Origin of the sequence: Mesorhizobium loti, from assembly GCF_013170705.1 — a bacterium.
GTDB lineage: Bacteria > Pseudomonadota > Alphaproteobacteria > Rhizobiales > Rhizobiaceae > Mesorhizobium > Mesorhizobium loti_D.
The window spans coordinates 4,130,274-4,152,110 of record NZ_CP033334.1 but is presented as its reverse complement, the minus strand read 5'-3'; the positions used below and the strand labels follow the sequence as shown (position 1 = coordinate 4,152,110).

23 protein-coding genes and 2 tRNA genes are annotated in these 21,837 nt (G+C 62.8%); 10 read left to right on the top strand and 15 right to left on the bottom strand.

The window, feature by feature from the left end:
- Window positions 1-41: 41 nt before the first annotated feature.
- The 4 genes from EB815_RS20170 to EB815_RS20155 form a co-directional block, all read right to left on the bottom strand.
- On the bottom strand, window positions 42-1,418 hold the full coding sequence (locus EB815_RS20170) for a TolC family outer membrane protein (protein WP_056572411.1): 1,377 nt from the start codon (window positions 1,416-1,418) through the stop codon (window positions 42-44).
- 183 nt (window positions 1,419-1,601) lie between these two features.
- A complete protein-coding gene (locus EB815_RS20165) occupies window positions 1,602-2,270 on the bottom strand; it encodes a protein-L-isoaspartate O-methyltransferase family protein (protein ID WP_056572413.1) in 669 nt (222 codons plus the stop codon).
- A gap of 91 nt (window positions 2,271-2,361) precedes the next feature.
- Window positions 2,362-2,435 (bottom strand) — tRNA-Cys (locus EB815_RS20160).
- Window positions 2,436-2,947: 512 nt separating this feature from the next.
- Window positions 2,948-3,208: a PGPGW domain-containing protein gene (locus EB815_RS20155; protein ID WP_056572415.1), complete on the bottom strand. Its 261-nt coding sequence runs from the start codon at window positions 3,206-3,208 to the stop codon at window positions 2,948-2,950.
- 222 nt (window positions 3,209-3,430) lie between these two features.
- On the opposite strand from EB815_RS20155, the gene EB815_RS20150 reads away from it, so the two are divergent.
- Window positions 3,431-3,505: transfer RNA gene (locus tag EB815_RS20150), tRNA-Asn, on the top strand.
- A 134-nt stretch (window positions 3,506-3,639) separates the two neighbouring features.
- Here the strand turns inward: EB815_RS20150 and EB815_RS20145 are convergent.
- Complete coding sequence (locus tag EB815_RS20145; protein WP_056572417.1) at window positions 3,640-3,834, bottom strand: hypothetical protein; 195 nt, start codon at window positions 3,832-3,834, stop codon at window positions 3,640-3,642.
- 449 nt (window positions 3,835-4,283) lie between these two features.
- The gene (locus EB815_RS20140; protein WP_056573422.1) at window positions 4,284-5,018 is read right to left on the bottom strand and encodes an SDR family NAD(P)-dependent oxidoreductase; all 735 of its coding nucleotides are present in this window, start codon (window positions 5,016-5,018) and stop codon (window positions 4,284-4,286) included.
- A 159-nt stretch (window positions 5,019-5,177) separates the two neighbouring features.
- Between EB815_RS20140 and EB815_RS20135 the strand changes: the two genes are divergently transcribed.
- Window positions 5,178-5,537: a winged helix-turn-helix transcriptional regulator gene (locus EB815_RS20135; RefSeq protein WP_065005579.1), complete on the top strand. Its 360-nt coding sequence runs from the start codon at window positions 5,178-5,180 to the stop codon at window positions 5,535-5,537.
- Window positions 5,538-5,751: 214 nt separating this feature from the next.
- Entirely contained in the window at window positions 5,752-6,183 is a 432-nt protein-coding gene (locus tag EB815_RS20130; protein WP_056572418.1) for a cupin domain-containing protein, read from the top strand.
- Between the two features lie 84 nt (window positions 6,184-6,267).
- On the opposite strand, the gene EB815_RS20125 is transcribed toward EB815_RS20130, so the two are convergent.
- Window positions 6,268-6,723, bottom strand: coding sequence for a carboxymuconolactone decarboxylase family protein (locus EB815_RS20125; protein WP_065005578.1), 456 nt, complete (start codon window positions 6,721-6,723; stop codon window positions 6,268-6,270).
- A gap of 272 nt (window positions 6,724-6,995) precedes the next feature.
- Here EB815_RS20125 and EB815_RS20120 point away from each other — a divergent pair, with 272 nt between their 5' ends.
- Together EB815_RS20120 and EB815_RS20115 are read left to right on the top strand one after the other, a co-directional pair.
- Window positions 6,996-7,754, top strand: coding sequence for a copper homeostasis protein CutC (locus EB815_RS20120; RefSeq protein WP_056572422.1), 759 nt, complete (start codon window positions 6,996-6,998; stop codon window positions 7,752-7,754).
- On the top strand, window positions 7,751-8,239 hold the full coding sequence (locus EB815_RS20115; protein ID WP_065005577.1) for a GNAT family N-acetyltransferase: 489 nt from the start codon (window positions 7,751-7,753) through the stop codon (window positions 8,237-8,239). Before EB815_RS20120 ends, EB815_RS20115 begins: the two co-directional genes overlap by 4 nt.
- A 118-nt stretch (window positions 8,240-8,357) precedes the next feature.
- Here EB815_RS20115 and EB815_RS20110 read toward each other — a convergent pair whose 3' ends face one another.
- The 6 genes from EB815_RS20110 to EB815_RS20085 form a co-directional block, all read right to left on the bottom strand.
- The gene (locus EB815_RS20110) at window positions 8,358-9,332 is read right to left on the bottom strand and encodes an acyltransferase family protein (RefSeq protein ID WP_244494095.1); all 975 of its coding nucleotides are present in this window, start codon (window positions 9,330-9,332) and stop codon (window positions 8,358-8,360) included.
- Between the two features lie 8 nt (window positions 9,333-9,340).
- On the bottom strand, window positions 9,341-9,592 hold the full coding sequence (locus EB815_RS20105) for a hypothetical protein (RefSeq protein WP_056572428.1): 252 nt from the start codon (window positions 9,590-9,592) through the stop codon (window positions 9,341-9,343).
- 181 nt (window positions 9,593-9,773) lie between these two features.
- Window positions 9,774-10,796 carry an acyltransferase family protein gene (locus tag EB815_RS20100; RefSeq protein ID WP_056572430.1) on the bottom strand — a complete coding sequence of 341 codons (1,023 nt, stop codon included), beginning with the start codon at window positions 10,794-10,796 and terminating at the stop codon, window positions 9,774-9,776.
- A gap of 272 nt (window positions 10,797-11,068) precedes the next feature.
- Window positions 11,069-11,866: an FAD binding domain-containing protein gene (locus tag EB815_RS20095; RefSeq protein WP_056572432.1), complete on the bottom strand. Its 798-nt coding sequence runs from the start codon at window positions 11,864-11,866 to the stop codon at window positions 11,069-11,071.
- 12 nt (window positions 11,867-11,878) lie between these two features.
- Window positions 11,879-14,230 carry a xanthine dehydrogenase family protein molybdopterin-binding subunit gene (locus EB815_RS20090; protein WP_056572434.1) on the bottom strand — a complete coding sequence of 784 codons (2,352 nt, stop codon included), beginning with the start codon at window positions 14,228-14,230 and terminating at the stop codon, window positions 11,879-11,881.
- Between the two features lie 108 nt (window positions 14,231-14,338).
- Window positions 14,339-14,839, bottom strand: a complete 501-nt coding sequence (locus EB815_RS20085; protein ID WP_056572436.1) for a (2Fe-2S)-binding protein — start codon at window positions 14,837-14,839, stop codon at window positions 14,339-14,341.
- Window positions 14,840-15,151: 312 nt separating this feature from the next.
- On the opposite strand from EB815_RS20085, the gene EB815_RS20080 reads away from it, so the two are divergent.
- Entirely contained in the window at window positions 15,152-16,288 is a 1,137-nt protein-coding gene (locus EB815_RS20080; protein ID WP_056572438.1) for an FIST signal transduction protein, read from the top strand.
- A 14-nt stretch (window positions 16,289-16,302) separates the two neighbouring features.
- Window positions 16,303-17,643 (top strand): hybrid sensor histidine kinase/response regulator, encoded by a 1,341-nt coding sequence (locus EB815_RS20075; protein WP_056572439.1) that lies wholly within the window; start codon window positions 16,303-16,305, stop codon window positions 17,641-17,643.
- Window positions 17,644-17,678: 35 nt separating this feature from the next.
- On the opposite strand, the gene EB815_RS20070 is transcribed toward EB815_RS20075, so the two are convergent.
- On the bottom strand, window positions 17,679-18,362 hold the full coding sequence (locus EB815_RS20070) for a response regulator (RefSeq protein ID WP_056572442.1): 684 nt from the start codon (window positions 18,360-18,362) through the stop codon (window positions 17,679-17,681).
- Window positions 18,363-18,595: 233 nt separating this feature from the next.
- On the opposite strand from EB815_RS20070, the gene EB815_RS20065 reads away from it, so the two are divergent.
- Window positions 18,596-19,294, top strand: a complete 699-nt coding sequence (locus EB815_RS20065; protein WP_056572444.1) for a fumarylacetoacetate hydrolase family protein — start codon at window positions 18,596-18,598, stop codon at window positions 19,292-19,294.
- A gap of 11 nt (window positions 19,295-19,305) precedes the next feature.
- The gene (maiA, locus tag EB815_RS20060) at window positions 19,306-19,956 is read left to right on the top strand and encodes a maleylacetoacetate isomerase (RefSeq protein ID WP_056572446.1); all 651 of its coding nucleotides are present in this window, start codon (window positions 19,306-19,308) and stop codon (window positions 19,954-19,956) included.
- A 5-nt stretch (window positions 19,957-19,961) separates the two neighbouring features.
- Here the strand turns inward: maiA and EB815_RS20055 are convergent, their stop codons facing one another.
- Window positions 19,962-21,206 (bottom strand): MFS transporter, encoded by a 1,245-nt coding sequence (locus EB815_RS20055; protein ID WP_056572448.1) that lies wholly within the window; start codon window positions 21,204-21,206, stop codon window positions 19,962-19,964.
- A gap of 99 nt (window positions 21,207-21,305) precedes the next feature.
- On the opposite strand from EB815_RS20055, the gene EB815_RS20050 reads away from it, so the two are divergent.
- Entirely contained in the window at window positions 21,306-21,767 is a 462-nt protein-coding gene (locus EB815_RS20050) for a winged helix-turn-helix transcriptional regulator (protein WP_056572450.1), read from the top strand.
- Window positions 21,768-21,837: the final 70 nt, after the last annotated feature.

The following is a 21,837-nucleotide window of genomic DNA, read 5'->3' as shown; positions in this document are numbered from 1 at the left end:
AATCCCGTCCCGGCGGAAGGCGAGAATTCCAGCCGATGGCCTTATCGGCCATCCGGCGTCCGCACGCCGATCCACTTGTCCTTGACGGCGTTGTAGTGCTCTTCGGGCTTGTACTTGGTCACCGGCAAGCCAAGCCGGTCGACCGACAGGCGGCCCATCGCCGACAGGATGGCATAGCTTGCCACGACCACATCGTGTTCGGAATTGGCCTGGTTGATCTTGGCGGTGATGACGGCGGCCTGCGCGTTGAGCACGTCGAGCGTGGTGCGCTGGCCGACATTGCGCTCCTCGATGACGCCGTTCAGAGCCAGTTGCGCGGCATCGATCACCTGCTTGTTGGCGGAGACGCTCTGCTGGGCGGCGGTGTATTGCGACCATGCGGTGGCAACGGCCTGGCGCACCTGGTCACGGCTGACATCGACCTGGATGCGGGCCTGGCCAAGCGATTCCTTGTTCTGCCGCACCACCGCCGATGTCCGCCCGCCCGAATAGATCGGAATGGTCAGCGTCGCGCCGATATTGGCCGACGTCGAATTGCCGTTCGTTCCGACATTCGGATTGCGGTTGAGATAGTCATCCGAGATGCCGGCCGATGCGGAAAGCTGCGGCAACAGCGCGCCTTCCGCCGACTTCACCGAAAACGCGGCCGCGTCGACCAGATGCTGGGTGGCGAGGATGGCCGGATGTTCGGCCGAACCAATGGCAATCGCCGAATTGAGGCTCGCCGGCAACAGTTTCCCCAATGGCGAAGCGGGCTTGAGCTTGCCCGGCTCGTCGCCGACCACCTGGTGATAGGTTGCAGCGCTCGCCAGCGCCTGCGCACGGGCGGCACTGAGCGAGGCCACCGCCGAGGCGCGCGACGCGTCGGCCTGGGCGACATCGGTGCGCGTGCCCTCGCCAACCTCGAAACGCGAGCGCGCGGCGCGCGCCTGTTCGGTCAGGAACTGCAGGTTCTGTTCGGTCAGCACGGCGATCTGCCGATCACGGATCACATCCATATAGGCCGTGGCCGCGCTGAACAGCGTGTTCTCTTCGGTGTTGCGCAGGCTCTCCACCGACGCCTTCACCTGGGATTCCGCGGCCGCCACATTGTTCCTGGTCTGAAAGCCGTCGAACAGGGTCTGGTTGATGGTGATGCCGACGCTGGCCGACGACGTCTTGCTGTTGGCACCGCTGGCGCGCGTGTTCACATAGTTGGCGTCGGCGGACCCGGCGATGGTTGGGCGCCAGCCGGACTTGGCGATGGCCACGCCTTCATCGGTGACGCGCACGCCGGCACGGGAGGCATTCAGCGAGGAATTATACTGATAGGCCTTGGCGAGGGCGCCGGTGATGGTTTCCGCGGAGGCGGTCAGTGGAGACAGCGCGGTCGCGGAAACAAGGACAGCGGCAAAAAGGATCTTGGATACAGACGGCACGGGTATATCCCTCATTCGTTTTCCATGGGAACCGCGCCGCGCCAGCTTCTCGCTAGAGTAGCCGGAGTGACGTGTTTCGATGTTCCCTGTCGCTCGGTCCCAAAGTGCCCCCAGTCCGGGATCAGCAACGATTGTTCAAATGCAAGCGACCATGACAAAGCCTTTGCTGCAAGGCCAAACCATTCAGAATTCGAAAGCATGCTCACGTTCGAATCCGGGTAGTGGCTTAATTGCCGCATTAAATGCCCGTCTCCCGGTTGCAACCCCCCCAGCCTTGAAAAAAAGTCGCGCCACGCCGGCATTACCCTGCCCTTCGACCGCGACGAGTCGGCCGCCATCGGCGAGCTGATCGAGCAGCGGCGCCGGCACTTTCTCGACACTGCCGCCGATGAAGATGACGTCATAGGGGGCCTTGGCCGCGTGACCTTGCGCCAGCGCGCCCTGGACCACGGTCACATTGCCGCAGCCCAGGCGGGAAAGGGTCGACGCCGCGGTTTGCGCCAACACCGAATCGCTTTCGAGCGCAACGACGGATCTCGCCAGCCGCGACAGGATGGCCGAGGCATAGCCGCTGCCGCTGCCGACATCGAGCACCGAATCGGTCGGGTTGATCTCGGCCAGTTGCATCAGCTTGGCCAGCGGCGATGCTTCCATGAGATAGCGCGCGCCATCGGCGCCGCCGCCGATGCGGATGTCCTCATCGATATAGGCGAGATCGCGCTGTTGGTCGCCGACGAAGAGCTCGCGCGGTACGGAAAGCAAGGCTTCCAGCAACGGGGCGCTGGTCACGTCGGTGGTGCGAACCTGGCCGTCGACCATCTTGACGCGAAGCTCGGAGAAATCAGCGCTCATGTCCCAACCAATCCGCTTGCCGCGTCAAGAACGCGGCTCATTTCGACTGGAACTTCAGCCCCCGGCGCTTGTGCGCGGGAGCCTGGGGCATTGGAGGCCTCGCCCGGAATCGAACCGGGGTGCAAGGATTTGCAGTCCTCTGCGTAACCACTCCGCCACGAGGCCTCATTGCTCCCGGCGTTCCACCCGGTTCCAATAGGTTGCGGCGAAAATGGCGTCAAGCGGCCTCCATGCATTCCTCGCGGTTTCCTCTGAATGAATCCTTACCCCCGTATCGAGCGTCGCGGCCGCGATGACCACGACGCATATTAGCATGGCATTAGGTATAACAGCAGATCACGCGAAACTCCACGCCCCGGCCGCCGTTGGGAAACGGGAGGACTGTTCCATGCGGTCTGCAAGCCCGAACAACGGAATGAACGCCTGGGACGGCTTGTCGCGATCGGGATGCGACGCATTGCTGCGGCATGCCATCGACTGCCTTGCGATAGACGGCGCCGCCAAGCTTTCACCGCGTGACCGCGCGCGCCTCGCCTCGGCCGCCGCCATTCTCAGGGAAATCCGCGAGGACCTGGAAAGAAGTGCGGACCGACGAGCGGATTCGCGAAAATCCGAAACTCGAACAAGGGCATGACGCGCCTGCAAGACCCGATCAAGGACACGGCTGGTGGCGACGTTCAGTCCGGACGCCGCCGCCGCTCCCACCAGACGACGAGGCGACGGCGATGGCGCCGCACCATGGCGAATTCATAAGAAAGCACCAGCAGTCCGATCGGAACCATCCAGAAGCCAAGAATCGGCAGAAACCCGAGAATGCCGCCGATGGTCAAAAGAATGCCGATCGTGATTCTGAGGCCCCGCGATTGCGGCATGGTGAATTCGCGCCCGAAAATCGAGATCTTTCGTGCCGGTATCCGGTTTTCGTCTGCTGCCGTCATCGCGAATGGCTGCCCATCTGGTGGCTCGACAATGTCAGTTTACGAAAGCCGCGACAGCCCTATCGGTTCCGCGCCCGTCGCCAAGACGGCTAATATGAGGACTGACACCGGCGATTGCGAGAAACCGCCGCGCGAAAAAGTCTCGGAAAAATACGAAATGCTTCTTTGCAAAGCCGAAAGGGGTTTGCTATAGGCTGCGCCACTTGCTGAAAGAGCCTCCGTTCCCCGGTAGCTCAGTGGTAGAGCAACCGGCTGTTAACCGGTTGGTCGCTGGTTCGAATCCGGCCCGGGGAGCCAATCATTTCCATGCACTTGTGATATTTTAGCGCACACAACAGTGCCAAGCTCTGCCTTGGGCAACAATCCAGTGCCGGCGCGAGAGAATCGACCAGTTTTCAGGGTACTCACCGTTACCCGAAACGTCAGGCGTCTCACTCTACAACGACACCAAGCACTGCCGCCTTCTTCAAGATCAGAGCTTTCAGATCCGCATCAGAACGTTGCGTTCCAGTCCTTTGGCGCAGCAATTCGATAAATTCGGCCATGGATTGGAGGTCATGTTCACCCAGCATCGTCTCGACCACCATGGCCACGTCGACTGTGTCGGGTCCAACCGCTGTTTCCATTTGCCACCTCCGCACAAGGTTGCATTAGCGATCAGTAAACTTCGAACTCCCGCTTCCGTTCCTATCGAGGCGATGTGACGCCTTGCATTTTAGCCAAATTAAATGTGGGAGATGGTCATGGAATTCCGAGCGGGGGCTCATGACCACAGACCTGTTTCTCGCCGCTGTCGCGGCATTCGCGATTCTCGTCCCGCTCTACTTCATCCTCAAGTGAGGCGTTAGGCCTCCGCCAGCCTCGCCAGCGCGCGGGATCGACCGTCGCGGCGTGTCGTGAGTTGATGCCGGGTGTCGGGTCTGGGCCCCGCTGCAAATCGGACCTGCAGCCGGTCTGGCCGGCTGCTTGCCGCGGGGAGAGCCGTCGCGCGCCATTCCGTCGAGACAAGCCCACGTGGCGCGTCGAGGGCTTCGAACTCGATCGCCGAAGCCCTCGCGCTCAGCCGCTTGGCAGCTCAGACTTGCGCCAAGCCTCCGTCGACGAACACCTCGCCGCCGGTCATGAAACTGCTGTCCGAGGATGCAAGAAAGGCGGCCACGGCGCCGGTTTCCGACGGATCGCCCATCCGCCCGAGGACCGTGCTGGCCCCCAGAGCGGCTATGCCTTCGTCGCCCAGCACTTCCAGTGCCAGCTCCGTCGTGGTCGGTCCCGGCGACAGGACGTTGACGCGGATGCCCGTCCCCTTGAGGTCCAGCGCCCAGCTACGCGCCAGATTGCGGACAGCCGCCTTCGTTGCGCTGTAAATGCTGAACGCCGGGGTCCCCATCACGCCCGTGCTGGAACCTGTCAGGATGATCGACGCCCCCTCGCCCATCAGCGGCAGAGCCTTCTGCACCGTGAAAACCAGCCCCTTTACATTCAGATCGAAGATCCGGTCGTAGTGCTCGGTCGTGATCTCGCCGAGCGGCGCGAACGCTCCGGTCCCGGCGTTGGCGAGCAGGATGTCGAGGCCGCCCCGCTCCGCCTTCACCGTCTCGTACAACCGATCGAGGTCAGCCTGATCGGTTACGGACCCGCCCACCGCCCTCGCATTGGGGCCCAGCTGCTCCAAGGCCGCGTCGAGCGTCTTCTGCCGCCGCCCGAAGATGTAGACGAATGCGCCTTCATCGACGAACCGTTTGGCGGCGCCAAATCCGATGCCGCTTCCGCCGCCCGTCACCACGGCCGTCTTACCCTGTAGTCTGCTCATGATGTGCTCCTTCATTGAGGTTACACAGACTTGGCGACATACCCACCTATTGACAAGTATGCACCTTTTGGTAAGTACTATGGGATGTCGTTAGATCGCCCAGACCCAACCTCGTCGCCGATCGAGATTCTCTCGTCGGCCCAGAATTGCACGCCGACATTGCCAGGCTTCACCTGCGGCCTCGATGCCACCCTGAGAGTCATCGCGGGCAAGTGGAAGCCGCTGATCCTGTATTTCCTCGCGCAGGGCGGCCCCATCCGCTATGGCGCGTTGCGACGAGCCGTGCGCGGCGTGAGCGACAAGATGCTGATCCAGCAGCTCAAGGAGCTGGAGACCGACGGCCTCGTGAAGCGGACCGACTACAAGGAGATCCCTCCTCGGGTGGATTACAGTCTGACCCCGCTCGGCCTCAGCCTGGCAGAGGCCCTCGTGCCGCTATGCATCTGGGGCACGGAAAACATGGCTGAGGTCACGCGCGTCTTCGCCCTGCGCGAGGCGTTGAACGGCAAGATACGGTGATCCTTCTTGGCGGAGACGATGGCCATCCGCTTTGCTCGGCGCGCCTTCAACAGCGCGGGTCGATGTCGTCGGTAGCCGACTCGTAATTCTCTGCTTCGTCGGCTCCGGCGCGCCGGCATTTCCAAAGGCCCGATCCGGAATATCCGCCAACGTCTGGCGGCGCTTGCGCGCGGTTGTCCGCCGCGCGATAGATGCGTCGGTTCAGGGAGGAATCATGCGGAAGATCCTGGCATCGGCGCTGCTGTCCGCAGCCGCACTTTATGCAAATTGTGCTCTCGCACTCGACAGCAGCGGCACGCCTGTCGTGGTGACACCGCTTGCATCGCGCACGACAACCGCGTCCGGCCAGCCGATCACGCTGCCGCAAAAGAATGTGCAGGTGCTGGTATCGACCTATGATATCGCGCCGGGTGCGACCTTGCCGGTGCACCGGCACCCCTTCCCGCGCTATGCCTATGTCGAGGCCGGAACGCTGAAGGTGACCAATGTCGAGACCGGCAACAGCAACACCTACAAGACAGGCGATTTCATCATCGAAATGATCGGGCAGTGGCATCAAGCCACCAATATCGGCGATGGCCCGGTCAAGCTGCTGGTGATCGATCAGGTCGAGGAAGGCGCCAAGAATACGGAATTGCGGCAGTAGCCGCCCATGCCTGAAAAGCGGAAAAGCAATCCGCTTTCCCCCGCCGTCGCGGACACCACCCTGCCCAAGCGTTTCAAAGAGCGCTCAGCTCCAGCTTTCGACCATCTGACGAGTCGTCGCGTTCAGCCGATTGAAGGCGTTGATCAAGGCGATCTGGACAACCAGGGCGGCAAGCGCCTTTTCATCATAGTGCCTGGCGGCTTCGTCCCAGACATCGTCCGGCACGGCGTCCGGGCGGTCGGCGAGCCTTGTGCCTGCCTCGGCCAGCGCCAGGGCCGCCCGCTCGGCTTCGCTGAAGTACGGCGTCTCCCGCCATGCGGCCAGCGCAAAGATGCGCTCGTCCTTTTCACCGGCCTTTTTCAGTTCGCGCGCGTGCATGTCAACGCAGACGGCGCAATTGTTGATCTGGCTGGCGCGCAGATGAATGAGCTTGCGCGTCACATAAGGCAGGTCGACCGCCTCCGTCGACTTGTCCAGGGCCAGCAGCGCTTGCAGGGCGCCCGGGATGAGCATGACCGGGTTCTTGATTCGAGCTTGCATTGTCTTTCTCCATTGAAGGCATTTCGCGGGCATGTCTTGCCGAGCCGGGATGCCGCGCATCCAGCTTCGACTCGATGGGATTTTCGGCTGCCGCCGCATCGCTGACGATCAATCGATAACCCTTCAGCTATGGGTTTAATTCATAACTACACGGTTATAAGACTGTCAAGCCGGGAAATGGCGCCTGGTCCAAATGGCTTTGTTTCGTTCACGCTTTCGCGTCAGCCGCTCGGGTGCTAGGGCATTGCCACCATCATGGACAGGATCGCCCCTTGACCACACAACCCCGCCCACCGCTGATCGAAATATGTGTCGAAGGCATCGATGGCCTGCTCGCGGCGCAGGCTGCCGGCGCCGATCGGGTCGAACTGTGCGCCAGCCTGGTCGAAGGCGGCATCACACCGAGCCTGGGCACGGTGCGCGCGGCCCTGGACCAGGCGACGGTGCCGTTTCATGTCATGGTGCGGCCGCGCGGTGGCGATTTTCTCTACAGCGAGACCGAATACGGCTCGATGCTCGCCGACGTCGCGGCGCTGCGTGATCTCGGCGTGGCCGGCGTGGTGTTCGGCTGCCTGAACCCCGACGGCACCATCGACGAGAAGCGCATGGGCGAGCTGACGCGGGCTGCCGGGTCCTTGAATGTGACCTGCCACCGCGCCTTCGACATGACACGCGATCCCAGCGAGGCGCTGGAAGCGCTGATCCGCTGCAAGGTCGGCCGCGTGCTGACCAGCGGCCAGCGAGACACCGCGATCGAAGGCCTGCCATTGCTGGCCGATCTGGTGCGGCAAGCGGGCGACCGCATAATCATCCTCGGCTGCGGCGGGCTCGATCTCGCCAACATCGCCGAGGTGCGCAAAAAGACCGGCCTGGCGGAGATGCATTTCGCGGCGCTGAAGGATGTGCCAAGCGCCATGGGTTACCGCAATCCCAAGGTCGGCATGGGCGGCTCCGATCTCGACCGCGAATACCGCAACACATTGACCGACACACCGCTGGTGGCAGCGACGATCGCGGCGGCCAAGGCATGACCTCTCCGATAGACCGCATAGCGCAGGACAACGAAGCGGCCATACTGGCGCTCAACACCGAACACGCGGCGGAACTCTCCTGGCTCGAAGCCGAGCGGCTGTCGTTCCTGCTTGGCGAGGCATTCTACGCGCGGCGCATCGGCGATCTCGAAGCCTTCATCATGACCTTCGACCAGGACGCGAACTACGACAGCCCGAACTTCGTCTGGTTCCGCGAACGCTACGAACGCTTCATCTATGTCGACCGCGTGGTCGTGGCGGCGCACGCAAGGGGCCGCGGCCACGCGCGCCGGCTCTATCAGGATCTGTTCGACCATGCCGAGCGCGCCGGCTACGCGCTGGTCACCTGCGAGGTCAACATCGACCCGCCCAACCCGGCCTCGGATGCCTTCCACGCCGCTCTCGGTTTCGCCGAAGTCGGCGACGCGGTCATCCATGGCGGCAAGAAAGCCGTGCGCTACTACGTCAGGCGGATCGTCGCCTGATCCGCTGGCGCTGGCCACATAAAAAAGCGACAACTAAGATAGCCGTTCCGCCAACCAGGGGAACCGCGATGCCAAGCTGGCGCGATCGGCACCGCTCTGAATATCTCCGCCGGTTGATCTAAGCGGGCCTCAGAGTCTTCTCACGCTGACCCCGAAGCGCATTCAAAAGCGGCTTCTCGACCCTGGTGTGAACCGCCCATCCAAAGAGCACACAGGCGAGCGTCGACAGGATGATGATCAGGTCCGGGGCGATCGGGAAAGCAAGCCAGAATTGCAGTAGGGTCAACAGGATCAGGATGTGCGTGAGGTAAAGCGAATATGAGGCGTCGCCTTGCGCAGTCCAGAAACTAGGGCCAGCCTTGATTTGCATCGTCCCATACACGATCAACGCTGCCGGGATGCCGTAGATCAGCAGCCGCGGTCCTACGCCAACGCCAACCAGATAGTCGATAGGATCGCCCGAGGTGGCGAACCCGATTGGGCCGGCCAGCACGATCATCCCCGCGCCAACGACTATAGCCCATCTGGCCGATCGCCACTCCGGCAATCGAGCGATAGCGACACCGAGCAGAAATTCCAGAATGATCGGGTTGCCGAGGAACTGGAACACCGGACCCATCGGGCGAAGCAGCATCGCGCCGATGAATAGTCCGAGCAGGACATAGAGCGCGTTTCGGTTCCAGAGCACCAGGGTTGCCGCAGCATAGAACAGCGTTTCGAAACAAAGGGTCCATGCGACCGTCAACAGGGGCGCTGTCATTACGTCGGTCGCCGGCCAAAGCAGGAATGTGGCGAGCACATCGCGCCAGCCGAAGCCATCCTTGGCCGCGATCACAACCGTTGGAATGCAGGCGACGAAATAGATCGGGACAACGCGACGGAGTCGCCGCCACGCGAATTCCTGCCACGACAACCCGATCGATACCCGGCTGATGATGACGCCGGAAATGACAAAGAAGATATCGACACCGGCCCGTCCGACCATCTGTACGCTCAGGGGCAAAAGGCCATTCGATCTCGTCACCTCGATGGCGATCTTCACTGAATGGGAGTAGACCACCATCAGCGCCGCGACAAAGCGAAGGATCTGCAACGACCAAATCATAGCCGCGCCAGTCGGACCGGCCAGATAAGACCGTCAATCAGGCATTCGCCGAATATCCTCGCCACGAACGATGCGCGCGCCGGCACCATGCTGGCCGCCGCCACGCTCAATGCCCATGCGACCAGGGCACTCATCGCGTAGACGACGATGACCAAGGTCAGTCGCTCGCGCCATGCTCTGTTCAGGATTGGCTTCAAAAGAACCCCCGCCAAAATCAAACCACTCCTCCGCCGGTCGCGCAAGGACATGGTTTCCGAGCGGTTAACGGGGGAGCGCAGGTGAAGGTGGACGCTTAACGGTTGGTGCGAAGCATGCCGCTAGCCCCGGCGGCCGCCAGGAACGCCTTCCGGCTTCGCTTGACCGCAACACGAAATTTGGCCGGCCGGTTGCAGTCACCATGTCCGCTCCGCCGCAACTGCGTTGCCGTACTCACCAGTTGCGGTTGAGCCATTCGCGCGCCGGGCGCTCGATGAGGTAGTAGCTGCAGAGCGCGCAGGCAAAGGCGCCGGCCAGCATCGGCCAGGGGTTGCTGCCTTGCTCATAGACGAATTTGTAGAATGGCTGCTGCCACAGATAGAGCGAATATGACCACAGGCCCAATGTCGTCATTGGCCAGGACGACAGCAGACCGGAAAAAAGCCGGTTGCTGAAATCGAGCGCGTTGACGGCCAGCGCCAGCAGGGGCGTGGCCAGGAGATAATGGATCGGCGTCGGCACCGGGTCCACGAACAGGAAAACCGCGCCAACCGCCGCTGCAAGGGCGACATAAGGCCCTTTCAGCACGTCCGGCAGCCTGCCCTCGGCCTTGAGCAGGCAGATGGACGCCGACAGCAGGATTGATGCGATGTGCACATCCGTGCGCCAGTAAGTGGCCTCGTAGTCCAGGTTGAAGACCCAGTACGACACCGCGCCATTGGCCATGGCAAGCAAGGCCAGCGCTACCAGCAATGGGAGGACGCGGTCGCGGCTGACGACCGTGGCGCTGATCAGCGCCAGGATGACATAGGCATGCTCCTCGACACAGAGCGACCAGATATGGTCAAGCGCCCCGGCGCGGGTGACGAGGATGCCCGCGTAATTGTAGGTGAATGTCAGCGCCGTCAGCGCCGCCTTCCACTTGAAGGCGATGAATGTGCCGGACAGCGCGATCATGGCAATGATGACGAAGACCAGGAGCGCCGGATAGATGCGCGAGAAACGGCGCTTGAAGAACTTCTTCAGCGGATACCGTTCGATGAAAAGGATCTCGGCCATCAGCCGGCCGCTGAGCACGAAGAAGAACTCGACGCCGAGCACCCCGAGGTTGATTCCGGGGACCGGGAAAAAATGGCCGATCAACACCAGGGCGATCGACAGGCCGCGCCAGCCATCGAGATAGGCCAACCTTGTCCTGGCCGATCTGTCTACGACGGCCCGGGACGGAACCATGTGGGTCGCGGAAATTTCGGACATGCCGATCCTTTCGCATTGGCATGCGAAAGGGCACGGCGGTACGCATTCCGAACCCGGCTCGCATTCCCGCCCCCGTCCATACTGCAGTGCAATATAAATTTGTGCAAGTGCGAGATTGCCGCCGACACGGTTTTCAGGCGGTATGGCCCGGAATTGCTTCAAGCAAAGGATGTTGCGCTGCGGCTGAATCCATCAGCAAGTGGCCACTACAGGCCACCACGAAAAAGGGGCCGCCATGGCCCCTTTCCGTGAAACCATGAAACGCGCCGGTGTCAGGCGTTGGCGGCTGCCACGGCGCGCTTGGCCATGACCGCGATCAGATTTGCGCGATAGTCGGCGGAAGCGTGGATGTCGCTCATCAGGTTCTTGGCCGGCACCTTGACGCCGGCAAGCGATGCGGCGTCGAAATTCTTCGCAAGGGCCGCCTCGATTTCCTTCGAGCGAAAGACACCGTCATCGCCGGCGCCGGTGACGGCAACGCTGACGCCATCCTTGCCCTTGGCCACGAACACGCCGACGATCGCGTAGCGCGAGGCCGGGTTGCGGAATTTCTCGTAAGCGGCCTTTGCCGGAGCGGTGAAGCTGACCGCGGTGATGATCTCGCCGTCCTTCAATGCCGTTTCGAACAGCCCCTTGAAGAACTTGTCGGCTGATATCTCGCGCTTGTTGGTGACGATGGTGGCGCCCAGCGCCAGCAGGGCCGCCGGATAGTCCGCCGCCGGATCGTTGTTGGCGATCGAGCCGCCGATCGTGCCCTTGTAACGCACCGCCGGGTCGCCGATCAGCGACGCCAGATGGGCAAGCGCCGGACACGCCTTCCGCAGCTTCTCGTCATTGGCGACATCATAGTGGGTCGTGGCGGCACCGATGGTGACCGTCTTGCCCGACACCTTGACGCCATGCAGTTCCTTGATGCGCGAGAGGTCGACGAGATCCGAAGGAGCCGCCAGACGCGTTTTCATGGCGGGGATCAAGGTCATGCCCCCCGACAAAAGCTTGGCGTCGCCGCTCTTCACAAGCTTGGCGGCTTCAGCGACCGAGGCGGCACGGTGATAGTTGACCGAGTACATGTTTGTTCCTCCTCAGTGCTTCGTCGCGGCGCGGATCGCGGCCCACACGGTGGACGGCGAAGCGGGCATGGCGATATCGGCGATGCCGATGGCGTCGGTGATGGCGTTGATCACCGCCGGCGGCGAGCCGATGGCGCCGGCCTCGCCGCAGCCCTTGATCCCAAGCGGGTTGCCCGGGCATGGGGTGTTCGAGGTCGAGACCGTGAACGACGGCAGATCGCCGGCGCGCGGCATGGTGTAATCCATGTAGCTCGCCGTCAGCAGCTGTCCGCTGGCGTCATAGTGGGCGCCTTCCAGCAGTGCCTGGCCGATGCCTTGCGCCAGTCCGCCATGCACCTGGCCTTCGACGATCATCGGGTTGATGATGTTGCCGAAATCGTCGGCCGCAACGAATTGAACAATCTCGGTCAGGCCGGTTTCCGGATCGATCTCGACCTCGCAGATGTAGCAGCCCGCCGGGAAGGTGAAATTCGACGGATCGTAGAACGCCGTCTCCTTCAGCCCGGGCTCCATGCCGCCGGGCAGATTGTGGGCGGTGTAGGCGGCGAGCGCCATCTGGAACCACGGCACGTTCTTGTCCGTGCCGGCGACTTTCAGCGCACCATTCTCGATGACGATATCGCCCTCGTCTGCTTCGAGCAGATGAGCCGCGATCTTCTTGGCCTTGGCTTCCACCTTGTCGAGCGCCTTGACGATGGCCGACATGCCGACCGCTCCCGAGCGCGAACCGTAGGTGCCCATGCCCATCTGCACCTTGTCGGTGTCGCCATGGACGATCGAAACCGAATCTATCGGCACGCCAAAACGCTCGTTGACCAGCTGCGCGAACGTCGTTTCGTGGCCCTGGCCGTGGCTGTGCGAGCCGGTCAGCACCTCGATCGTGCCGACGGCGTTGACCCGCACCTCCGCCGATTCCCAAAGACCAACGCCGGCGCCAAGGCTGCCTACCGCCGCCGACGGCGCGATACCGCAGGCCTCGATGTAGCAACTCATACCAATGCCGCGCAGCAGCCCCTTCTTGGCGGCAGCAGCCTTGCGCTTGGCAAAGCCGGCATAATCCGAAGCCTTCATGGCCGCGTCGAGCGAAGCCGCATAGTCGCCGGCGTCATAGCACATGATGACCGGCGTCTGGTGCGGGAACGAGGTGACGAAATTCTTGCGCCGCAACTCGGCCGGCGACACGCCGAACTGGCGAGCGGCGGTTTCCATCATGCGCTCCATGACGAAGGTCGCTTCTGGACGCCCCGCTCCGCGATAGGCGTCGACCGGCGCGGTGTTGGTGTAGATCGCCTTCACATTGGCGTGGATCGCCGGAATGTTGTACTGGCCCGACAGCAGCGTCGCGTAGAGGTAGGTCGGCGTCGCCGACGAGAACAGCGACATGTAGGCGCCGAGATTGGCTTTGGTCTCGACCTTCAGGCCAAGTATCTTGTGGTTCGCATCAAAGGCCATTTCGGCATGGGTGTGATGGTCGCGGCCATGCGCGTCGGTGAGGAAGCTCTCCGTGCGGTCGGCTACCCATTTGACCGGCACACCGGTCTTCTTCGACGCCCACAGGCAGACGATCTCTTCGGGATAGATATAGATCTTGGAGCCAAAGCCGCCGCCGACATCCGGCGCTATGACACGCAGCTTGTTCTCCGGCGCTACATTGTAGAAGGCGCTCATCACCAGCCGCGCGACATGCGGGTTCTGCGACGTGGTCCAGCAGGTGTAGTGATCCTCGGCCTTGTCGTAGTGGCCAAGAGCCGCCCGCGGCTCCATGGCGTTGGGAACCAGCCGGTTGTTGATGATGTCCATCTTGACGACATGGGATGCTTTCTTGAAGGCAGCCGCCGTCTCGTCGGCATTGCCGATGTCCCAGTCGAAGATCAGGTTGTTGTCGGCCTCCGGGTGGATCTGCGGCGCGCCCTTGTCCATCGCCTTCGAGGCGTCGACGACCGCCTTCAGTTCCTTGTAGGTGATCTCGACCGCTTCGGCCGCATCGCGTGCCTGGCCCTTGGTCTCGGCGACGACGATGACGACCGCGTCGCCGACATAGCGAACCTTGTCGAAGGCCAGCGGCGACCATGCGCCCATCTTCATCGGCGAACCGTCCTTGGAGTGGATCATCCAGCCGCAGATCAGGTTACCGATGCCATCGGCCTTGAGCTCCTTGCCGGTCAGCACCCCGATGACGCCGGGCATGGCTTGCGCCTTCTTGACGTCGATCTTCTTGATCTGAGCATGCGCGTGCGGGCTGCGCACGAAGGCCGCATGCTTCATGCCGGGCACCACCATGTCGTCTACATAGCGGCCGGCGCCGGTGATGAATCTTTTGTCTTCCTTGCGCGCGACCCGAGCGCCAACACCTTCAATGCCCATAGAAATTCCTCCCGAAATGGTGAGTATGAAGTAGCGAGTACCTGAATAGTGAAGATCGCCGCCGGTTCAGACCGGCAACTGACCACTCACTACTCTACCGCTCACTCTTCACGCAGCCTGCTTCGCCTTGCCCTTGGCTCCCTTCGACATCGTCTTCGATGCGGCGAGGATCGCCTTGACGATGTTGTGGTAGCCGGTGCACCGGCAGATGTTGCCTTCCAGTTCGGCCCGCACCGTCGCCTCGTCGAGGCCTTCGGGGTGGCGGTTGATCATGTCGGTCGCAGTCATGATCATGCCTGGCGTGCAGAAACCGCACTGCAGCCCGTGATGTTCCTTGAAGGCCGCCTGCACCGGATGCAGGTCGGCGCCGTTGGCGAGACCTTCGATCGTCACGACGCTCGAGCCGGACGCCTGGACCGCAAGCATGGTGCAGGACTTCACCGCCTTGCCGTCGACATGGACGACGCAGGCCCCGCATTGCGAGGTATCGCACCCGACATGAGTGCCTGTAAGGCCGAGATTCTCGCGCAGGAAATGGACCAGAAGCGTTCGATCCTCGGCAACGCCGCTGACGCGCCTCCCGTTCACAACAAACGAAACGTCCGACATGGTCCCTCCCTGGGTATCAACCTTGGTCCTCACCTGCCGACACGCCGCTGGCGCTTCGGCCATGCGTTATTCGTACACCGCACAACGCACAAAAAACAGCGCGACGGAAAAGGCGGATCATTGTACTTTCGGTCATGGCCAAGGCCAAAGGCGCACTCCCCTCGCCCCCATTGCCAAAACGCCTATTGGAAGCAACAATATCTTCGACGCCGCGCGCCAGAAGCTTGGTAAAAACAGCCGCGCATAAAACAGCGTTGGAGGAAGTGCGGGAGGACGCCGCTGACCAGTTCACGGACGCGCTACGCATGCGGCTTGTCGGCGCTGACCACGGACGAGCCCAACCCGGATGTTTTCGCGCGCGCGGTGGCCGCCGAGGCCGCCGCAATCAACGCCGGCTTTGCGCTGCTGTTCTTTTCCCAGAGCCTCGTCGAGGCCGGTGCCTTGTCGCGGGCGCTTTCTGCCCACGCGCCGGGGCTCCATCATGCGGGCTGCTCGACAGCCGGCGAGATCACGCCGCAGGGGCTCGAAGAAGGCCATATGCTGGCAATGCTGCTGCCGTCGGCGTCGTTCACCGCGGTCAGCACCATGGTCGGCAACCTGTCCACATCGGGCATGGACAGGATCACCGGCGAGGTCGAGGCCTTGCGGCGCGCGCTGCGCGGCCGGCTCGGCGGTGAGCAGACCAGGAACACCTTCGCGCTCTGTTTCATCGATGGGCTATCCTATGCCGAGGAAGCGGTAAGCTCCGCCATCCACTGGGGACTTGACGACATACCGCTGCTCGGCGGGTCGGCCGGCGACGATCTGAAGTTCGAGACCACACGCCTGATCTCGAACGGCAGGGTCACCTCTGACAGCGCCATCATCGTGTTGATCGCCACGGAGATTCCGTTCCACGTCTTCAAGACCGACAATTTCGTTCCGACCGACGAAAAGCTGGTGGTGACGGCGTCCGATGCCGATCACCGCATCGTGCGCGAATTCAACGCCACCAATGCGGCCGAGGAATATGCCGCTTCCGTTGGAATCGTCGCGCAGACCCTGACGCCGCTGAGCTTCGCCTCGCATCCGGTGGTGGTGAAGGTGGGCGGCGAATATTATTGCCGTTCCATCCAGAAGATGCACCCGGACGGTTCGCTATCGTTCTTCTGCGCCATCGACGACGGCGTCGTGCTGTCGATCGCCCAGCCCAAGGATATGGTGGAATCGACACGCGCCGCCCTGCGCGAGGTCGAGGAGAGGCTTGGCGGTATCGACATGATCCTCGGCTTCGACTGCGTGCTGCGCCGGCTCGATGCACGCAACCGCCAGGTCTTTCGTGACATTTCGGAGCTCTACCGGGTCAACAACGTCATCGGCTTCGGCACTTATGGCGAGCAGTACCGGTCGATGCACCTCAACCAGACCTTTACCGGCATCGCTTTCGGCGAACGGCAAGCGGCAGAATAGGGCGGCGAAATAAGATGCCGCTCAGGGACATAAACGATCTCGAAAAGCTGAAGAAGATCAACGCCGCCCTGGTCAGCCGCGTCGAACGGTCGATGGACCAGCAAGGCAATGCCTTCTCGCTGTTCCAGACCGCGATCTCGCTCGAAAACCGCGTGCGCACGCGCACGGAGGAGCTGCACTCGACCTTGCGACGGCTCGAGCAGTCCAACATAGATCTCAGTGCCGCCAAGGAAAACGCCGAACTAGCGAACCTGTCCAAGACAAGGTTCCTCGCCGCCGCGAGCCATGACGTGCTCCAGCCGCTGAACGCGGCCCATCTCTCCGTCTCCGCACTCGCCGAGGTGCAGACCAGCGACGAGGGCAGGAAGCTGGTGCGGCAGGTCGAGCGCTCGCTGGAAACGATGGAGGACCTGCTGCGCACGCTGCTCGACATTTCCAAGCTCGATGCCGGTGTGGTGCAGCCCGACATTGGCGATGTCAGCCTCGAGGCGCTGTTCTCGTCGCTGCGCTCGGATTTCCAGCCGGTCGCGGAAATGAAGGGGTTGTCGCTGAAATTCCGGCCGGTCAACGCCGTCGTCCGCTCCGACCGGACGCTGCTGCGCCGCATCCTGCAGAACATTCTCTCCAACGCACTGGGCTACACCCGCTCGGGCGGCGTCCTTGTCGGCACCAGGCATCGCGGCGACACGATCCGCATCGATGTCGCCGATACCGGCTGCGGCATTCCCGAGGACCAGCGCGAGGCGGTTTTCGAGGAGTTCCATCGCGGCACTTCGCCGACCAGCGCCGAACTCGACGGCGGAGGCCTTGGGCTCGGACTTGCCATCGTGCGCCGCATGGCCGGCGCGCTCGGCCACCCCGTGACTTTCTCGTCGAAGGTCGGGCGCGGCACGATCTTCCACATCGATGTCCCCGTCGGCATCGGGGCGCCCGCCGACGCCATCGCCAGCGCCACCGGCCTTGAGCGGTCGCGCGGCTACGGCCTGTTCGGCACCAAGGTGCTGCTGGTCGAGAACGACATCGAGGTGCTGGAGGCCATGACCTTCCTGCTCGAGCGCTGGCAGTGCCTGGTGCGGGCCGCGACCTCGACCGACGATGCGCTCGACCTGCTCGGCGACACCGACTGGGTGCCGGACATCGTCATTGCCGACCAGCATCTCGACGGCGGCGATCTTGGCACCGCAACCATATCGGAAGTCCGCGATTATCTCGGCCGCGCCGTGCCGGCGCTCATCGTCACCGCCGACAGTTCCGAAGCCGTCGCCAAGGCGGCACGCGCCGGCGGCATCGAATTGATGCGCAAACCGCTGAAACCGGCGCAGCTGCGCGCGCTTCTGGCGCATTTGCTGGCTTAGGGGTTTACCCTCCCCTTGATAGGGAGGGTAAAAGCTCAAAAACCCGCCTGATCCCTGAACAGCTCGGCATTGTCCAGCTTCGACACCTCGATCACCGCCTGCGTGCGGCTGTAGACATTGAGCTTGCGCAATATCTCCGAGACATGCGCCTTGACCGTGGTCTCGCCGACCTGCAGTTCGTAGGCGATCTGCTTGTTGAGCAGGCCCTGGCGCAGCATCTGCAGCACGCGCAGCTGCTGTGGCGTCAGCTTGGACAGGCGCTGGACCATGTCGGCGCGGTCGATGCTGTCGGCGTCCGCCGGCTGGCCCTCATAGGTTTCCGGCACATAGATCGCACCGTCCATTACCGACCGGATGGCGGCGGCCAGATCGCTTTTGCGGGCCGATTTCGGGATGAAGCCGGCGGCACCATAGGACAGCGCTTCGGAAATGATCCTTGGCTCCTCATATCCAGACACGATCACCACCGGCAGGCGCGGATAGCGGGTCCTGAGCTGGAGCAGGCCCTCGAAACCGTGCACGTCGGGCATTGAGAGATCGAGAAGCGCAAGATCGAACGGCTTGGCGTCCGCCAGCAATTCCACCGCCTCGGTGATCGAGCGCGCTTCCACCGTATCGACTTCCGGATAGGCCATCTGGACGGCGCTGTGCAGCGCCTCGCGAAACAGCGGATGGTCGTCGATGATCAGGAACCGGGCGCGATCGTTGGGTGCTGTCATGTGGCTCGTTCCGGTTTACCCGCCACACCATAGTCCCGCGACCATGGCCGGATTATTGGCAAATAGTCTATCGCCAATTGCCAGGATGCACCGCTGTAAAAGCAATGGAAACCCTGAATTCCTCATACAGCCCAGGCAAAGCCCTTGCTTTATGAAAAGCGACGCCTTGCCCGCCCCCCGAAATCGGTCGAAGGTACCGCCATTCATCCCGATATCCAAACGCAGAGACCACCATGACCGCCTTTGTCCTTCCCGTGCCGCCAACACCTTCCGTCGCCGTCAGCGGATCGGCCGAGCGCTTTGCCGTACGGCGCATTTTCTGCGTTGGCCGCAACTATGCGGCGCACGCGCGCGAGTTCGGCAACGACGAACGCGATCCGCCCTTCTTCTTCACCAAGCCCGCCGACGCCGTGGTCGATTCCGGCACCGATATCCCCTACCCGCCGCTGACGGCCAATCTGCACCACGAAATCGAACTGGTGGCCGCGATCGGCAGACCTGGCTTCCGCATCGCGCGTGACCAGGCGCTGGATCATGTCTGGGGTTATGCCGTCGGCATCGACCTCACCCGCCGCGATCTCCAGGATGAGGCCAAGAAGGCGGCGCGGCCGTGGGACTGGTCAAAGGCCTTCGACCGTTCAGCCCCTTGCGGCCCGCTGGTTCCCGCGCAGAAATCCGGGCACCCGACGAAGGGGCGTATCTGGCTCGCCGTCAACGGCGCGGTGAAACAGGATGCCGACCTCGCCGAATTGATCTGGCCAATCGCCGACATCGTCTCGATCTGCAGCGAAGCAGTCGAACTGCAACCGGGCGACCTGATCTTCACCGGCACGCCTGCCGGCGTTGGCGCGGTCAAGCCCGGCGAGACGATGACCGGCGGCGTCGACGGCATCGGCACGATCGAAGTGACGATCGGCCAGCCGCAATCTTGAACGACAGAGCCATGAGCGACATCGTCCTGCACAACTACTACCGCTCCTCCACCTCGTATCGGGTGCGGATCGCGCTGGAGATGAAGGGGATGAGCTACGACTACGTCCCGCATCATCTGCGCCATGGCGAGCATCTTGAGCCGGCCTATCTCGCGGTCAACCCGCAGGGGCTGGTGCCGGCATTGGTGCTCGACGACGGCACGCTTTTAACGCAGTCGCTGGCCATCATCGAATATCTCGACGAACTCCAGCCCGCACCGCCGCTGCTGCCGAAAGACGCACTTGGCCGGGCGCGCGTCAGAATGCTGGCACAGACGATCGCCTGCGACATCCACCCGGTGAACAATCTGCGCGTGCTGACCTCGCTGCGCACTTTGTTCAGCGCCGGCGACCAGGACATCACCAACTGGTTCCGCCACTGGGTGAACGAAGGCTTTCAGCCGCTTGAAAAGATTCTGGCTTCGTCGCCCGATACCGGAACTTTCTGCCACGGCGAGGCGCCGGGGCTGGCCGATATCTGCCTGGCCGCGCAGGTCACCAACAATGCCCGCTTCGGCGTCGACATGGCGCCTTACCCGACAATCGCCCGCATCCATGCCGCCTGCATGGCACTGCCAGCCTTCCAGAAAGCCGCGCCGCAGAACCAGATCGATGCCGAATAGGGCCTCTACCGACCCACGCGCAGCGTGAGCGCCCAGAAAGCCAAAGCGAACAGGCCGATGCCCACCCCAAGCAGACAGACGCCGCTCCAGCCAAAGGCGCCGTAAGTCATGGTCGAAGCGATCGAGCCGAGCGCGCTGCCAAGCGAATAGAAGATCATGTAGCCGCCGACCAGCCGGCTGCGCGCATCCGGCCGGCGCGAAAAAATCAGGCTCTGATTGGTGACATGGACGGCCTGGATCGCCAGGTCCAGCATGACGATGCCGGCGACAAGCAACCACAGCGACAGACCCATGAAGGCGATCGGCAGCCAGGCGGCCGTCATCAGAAGCAGGCTGAGGCCGGTGACCAGGTGCCCGCGCCCGCGATCGACCAAGCCTCCCGTCCAGCGCGCGCCCAATGCGCCGGCGACGCCGGCAAGGCCGAACAGCCCGATCTCGGTATGCGAGAGTGAAAATGGCGCAGCGCTCAGCGGCAGCACCAGCGGCGCCCACAGCACGTTGAAAGTGGCGAAGATCAGCATGGCCAGCACCGCACGCACGCGCAGCAGCGGTTCCTGCACGAACAGCAGCACCACCGAGCCCAGCAGGCGCGGATAGGATGTGTGGGGCCGCGCCGCCTCGTGGCGCGGCAGGATAAGGTAGAGAACCACCGCCATGACGAGCGTCAGCGCCGCCGAGACAAGATAGACCCAGCGCCAGCCGGCGAAGTCGGCGACGACGCCGGCGACGAAGCGTGCAAGCAGGATGCCAAGGATGACGCCGCTGGTGACGGTGCCGACCGCCCGCCCCCGCTCGGATGGCACGGCGAGATCGGCGGCGTAAGCCACCAGCACCTGCACCACTACCGCAAGGAGCCCGACGATCGCGAGGCTTGCCAGCAGCATCGCGGCGCTCGGCGCAATCCCGACCGCACCCAGCGCCACGGCGGAAAGCACCGCCTGCCCGGCGATGAGCTTGCGGCGATCGAAGAGATCGCCAAGCGGCACGATGAAGAACAGGCCGAGCGTGTAGCCGATCTGCGTGACCGTCACCACAATGCCCACCGAGGCCGGCGCGATGGCGAAATCATGCGCTATGGCGTCAAGCAGCGGATGGGCGAAATAGACGTTGGCGACGCTCAGGCCACAGGCAATGGCGAAGACCAGCGCCGTCATTCCCGACAATCCCGGTGGCGAAGCTGGTATTGCCCGCGGCAGCCTGTCAGCCCGCTCCGCTCCTGTTGCCACGCCGTCCACAACCTGCAGATTCATGTCGCTCTCCACAATAGGTTTCAACTTGAAACCACTTGCTGGATAGCCAAATCAGTTTTATCTTGCAACCGACATGATTGTTCTGGACCAACGACTGCCATGGTGAAACGAACGAGCCACCACCAGGCGGATTGCCTGATCGCGCGGCCGCTGGATGCGATCGGCGACTGGTGGTCTCTGCTCATCGTGCGCGACGCCTTCGACGGCTTGCGCCGCTTCGGCGAATTCCAGAAGAGCCTCGGCGTCGCCAAGAACATCCTGTCGGCGCGGCTGCGCAATCTGGTTGCGCACGGCATTCTCGAGACAGTGCCGGCTCCCGACGGCAGCGCGCACCATGAATATGTGCTTACAGAAAAGGGGCGCGGCCTGTTCTATGTCCTGGTCGCCCTGCGGCAATGGGGCGAAACCTATTTCTCCGGACCGGGCGAGCCCTATACTTTCATGGTCGATACGCGGAGCGGACGGCCGATCAGGCGCTTGGAAGTGCATGCCGAGGATGGTCGGGTGCTTGTTCCCGGGGACACCAGACTTGCCGATTTCCGCGACCGCGAAAACGGCTGAGCGCCCGGGCTGGTTCGGCGGGCTGGCAAGGCTGGCGGAATCGATTTCCGCTTGACCGGACAGGGAATCG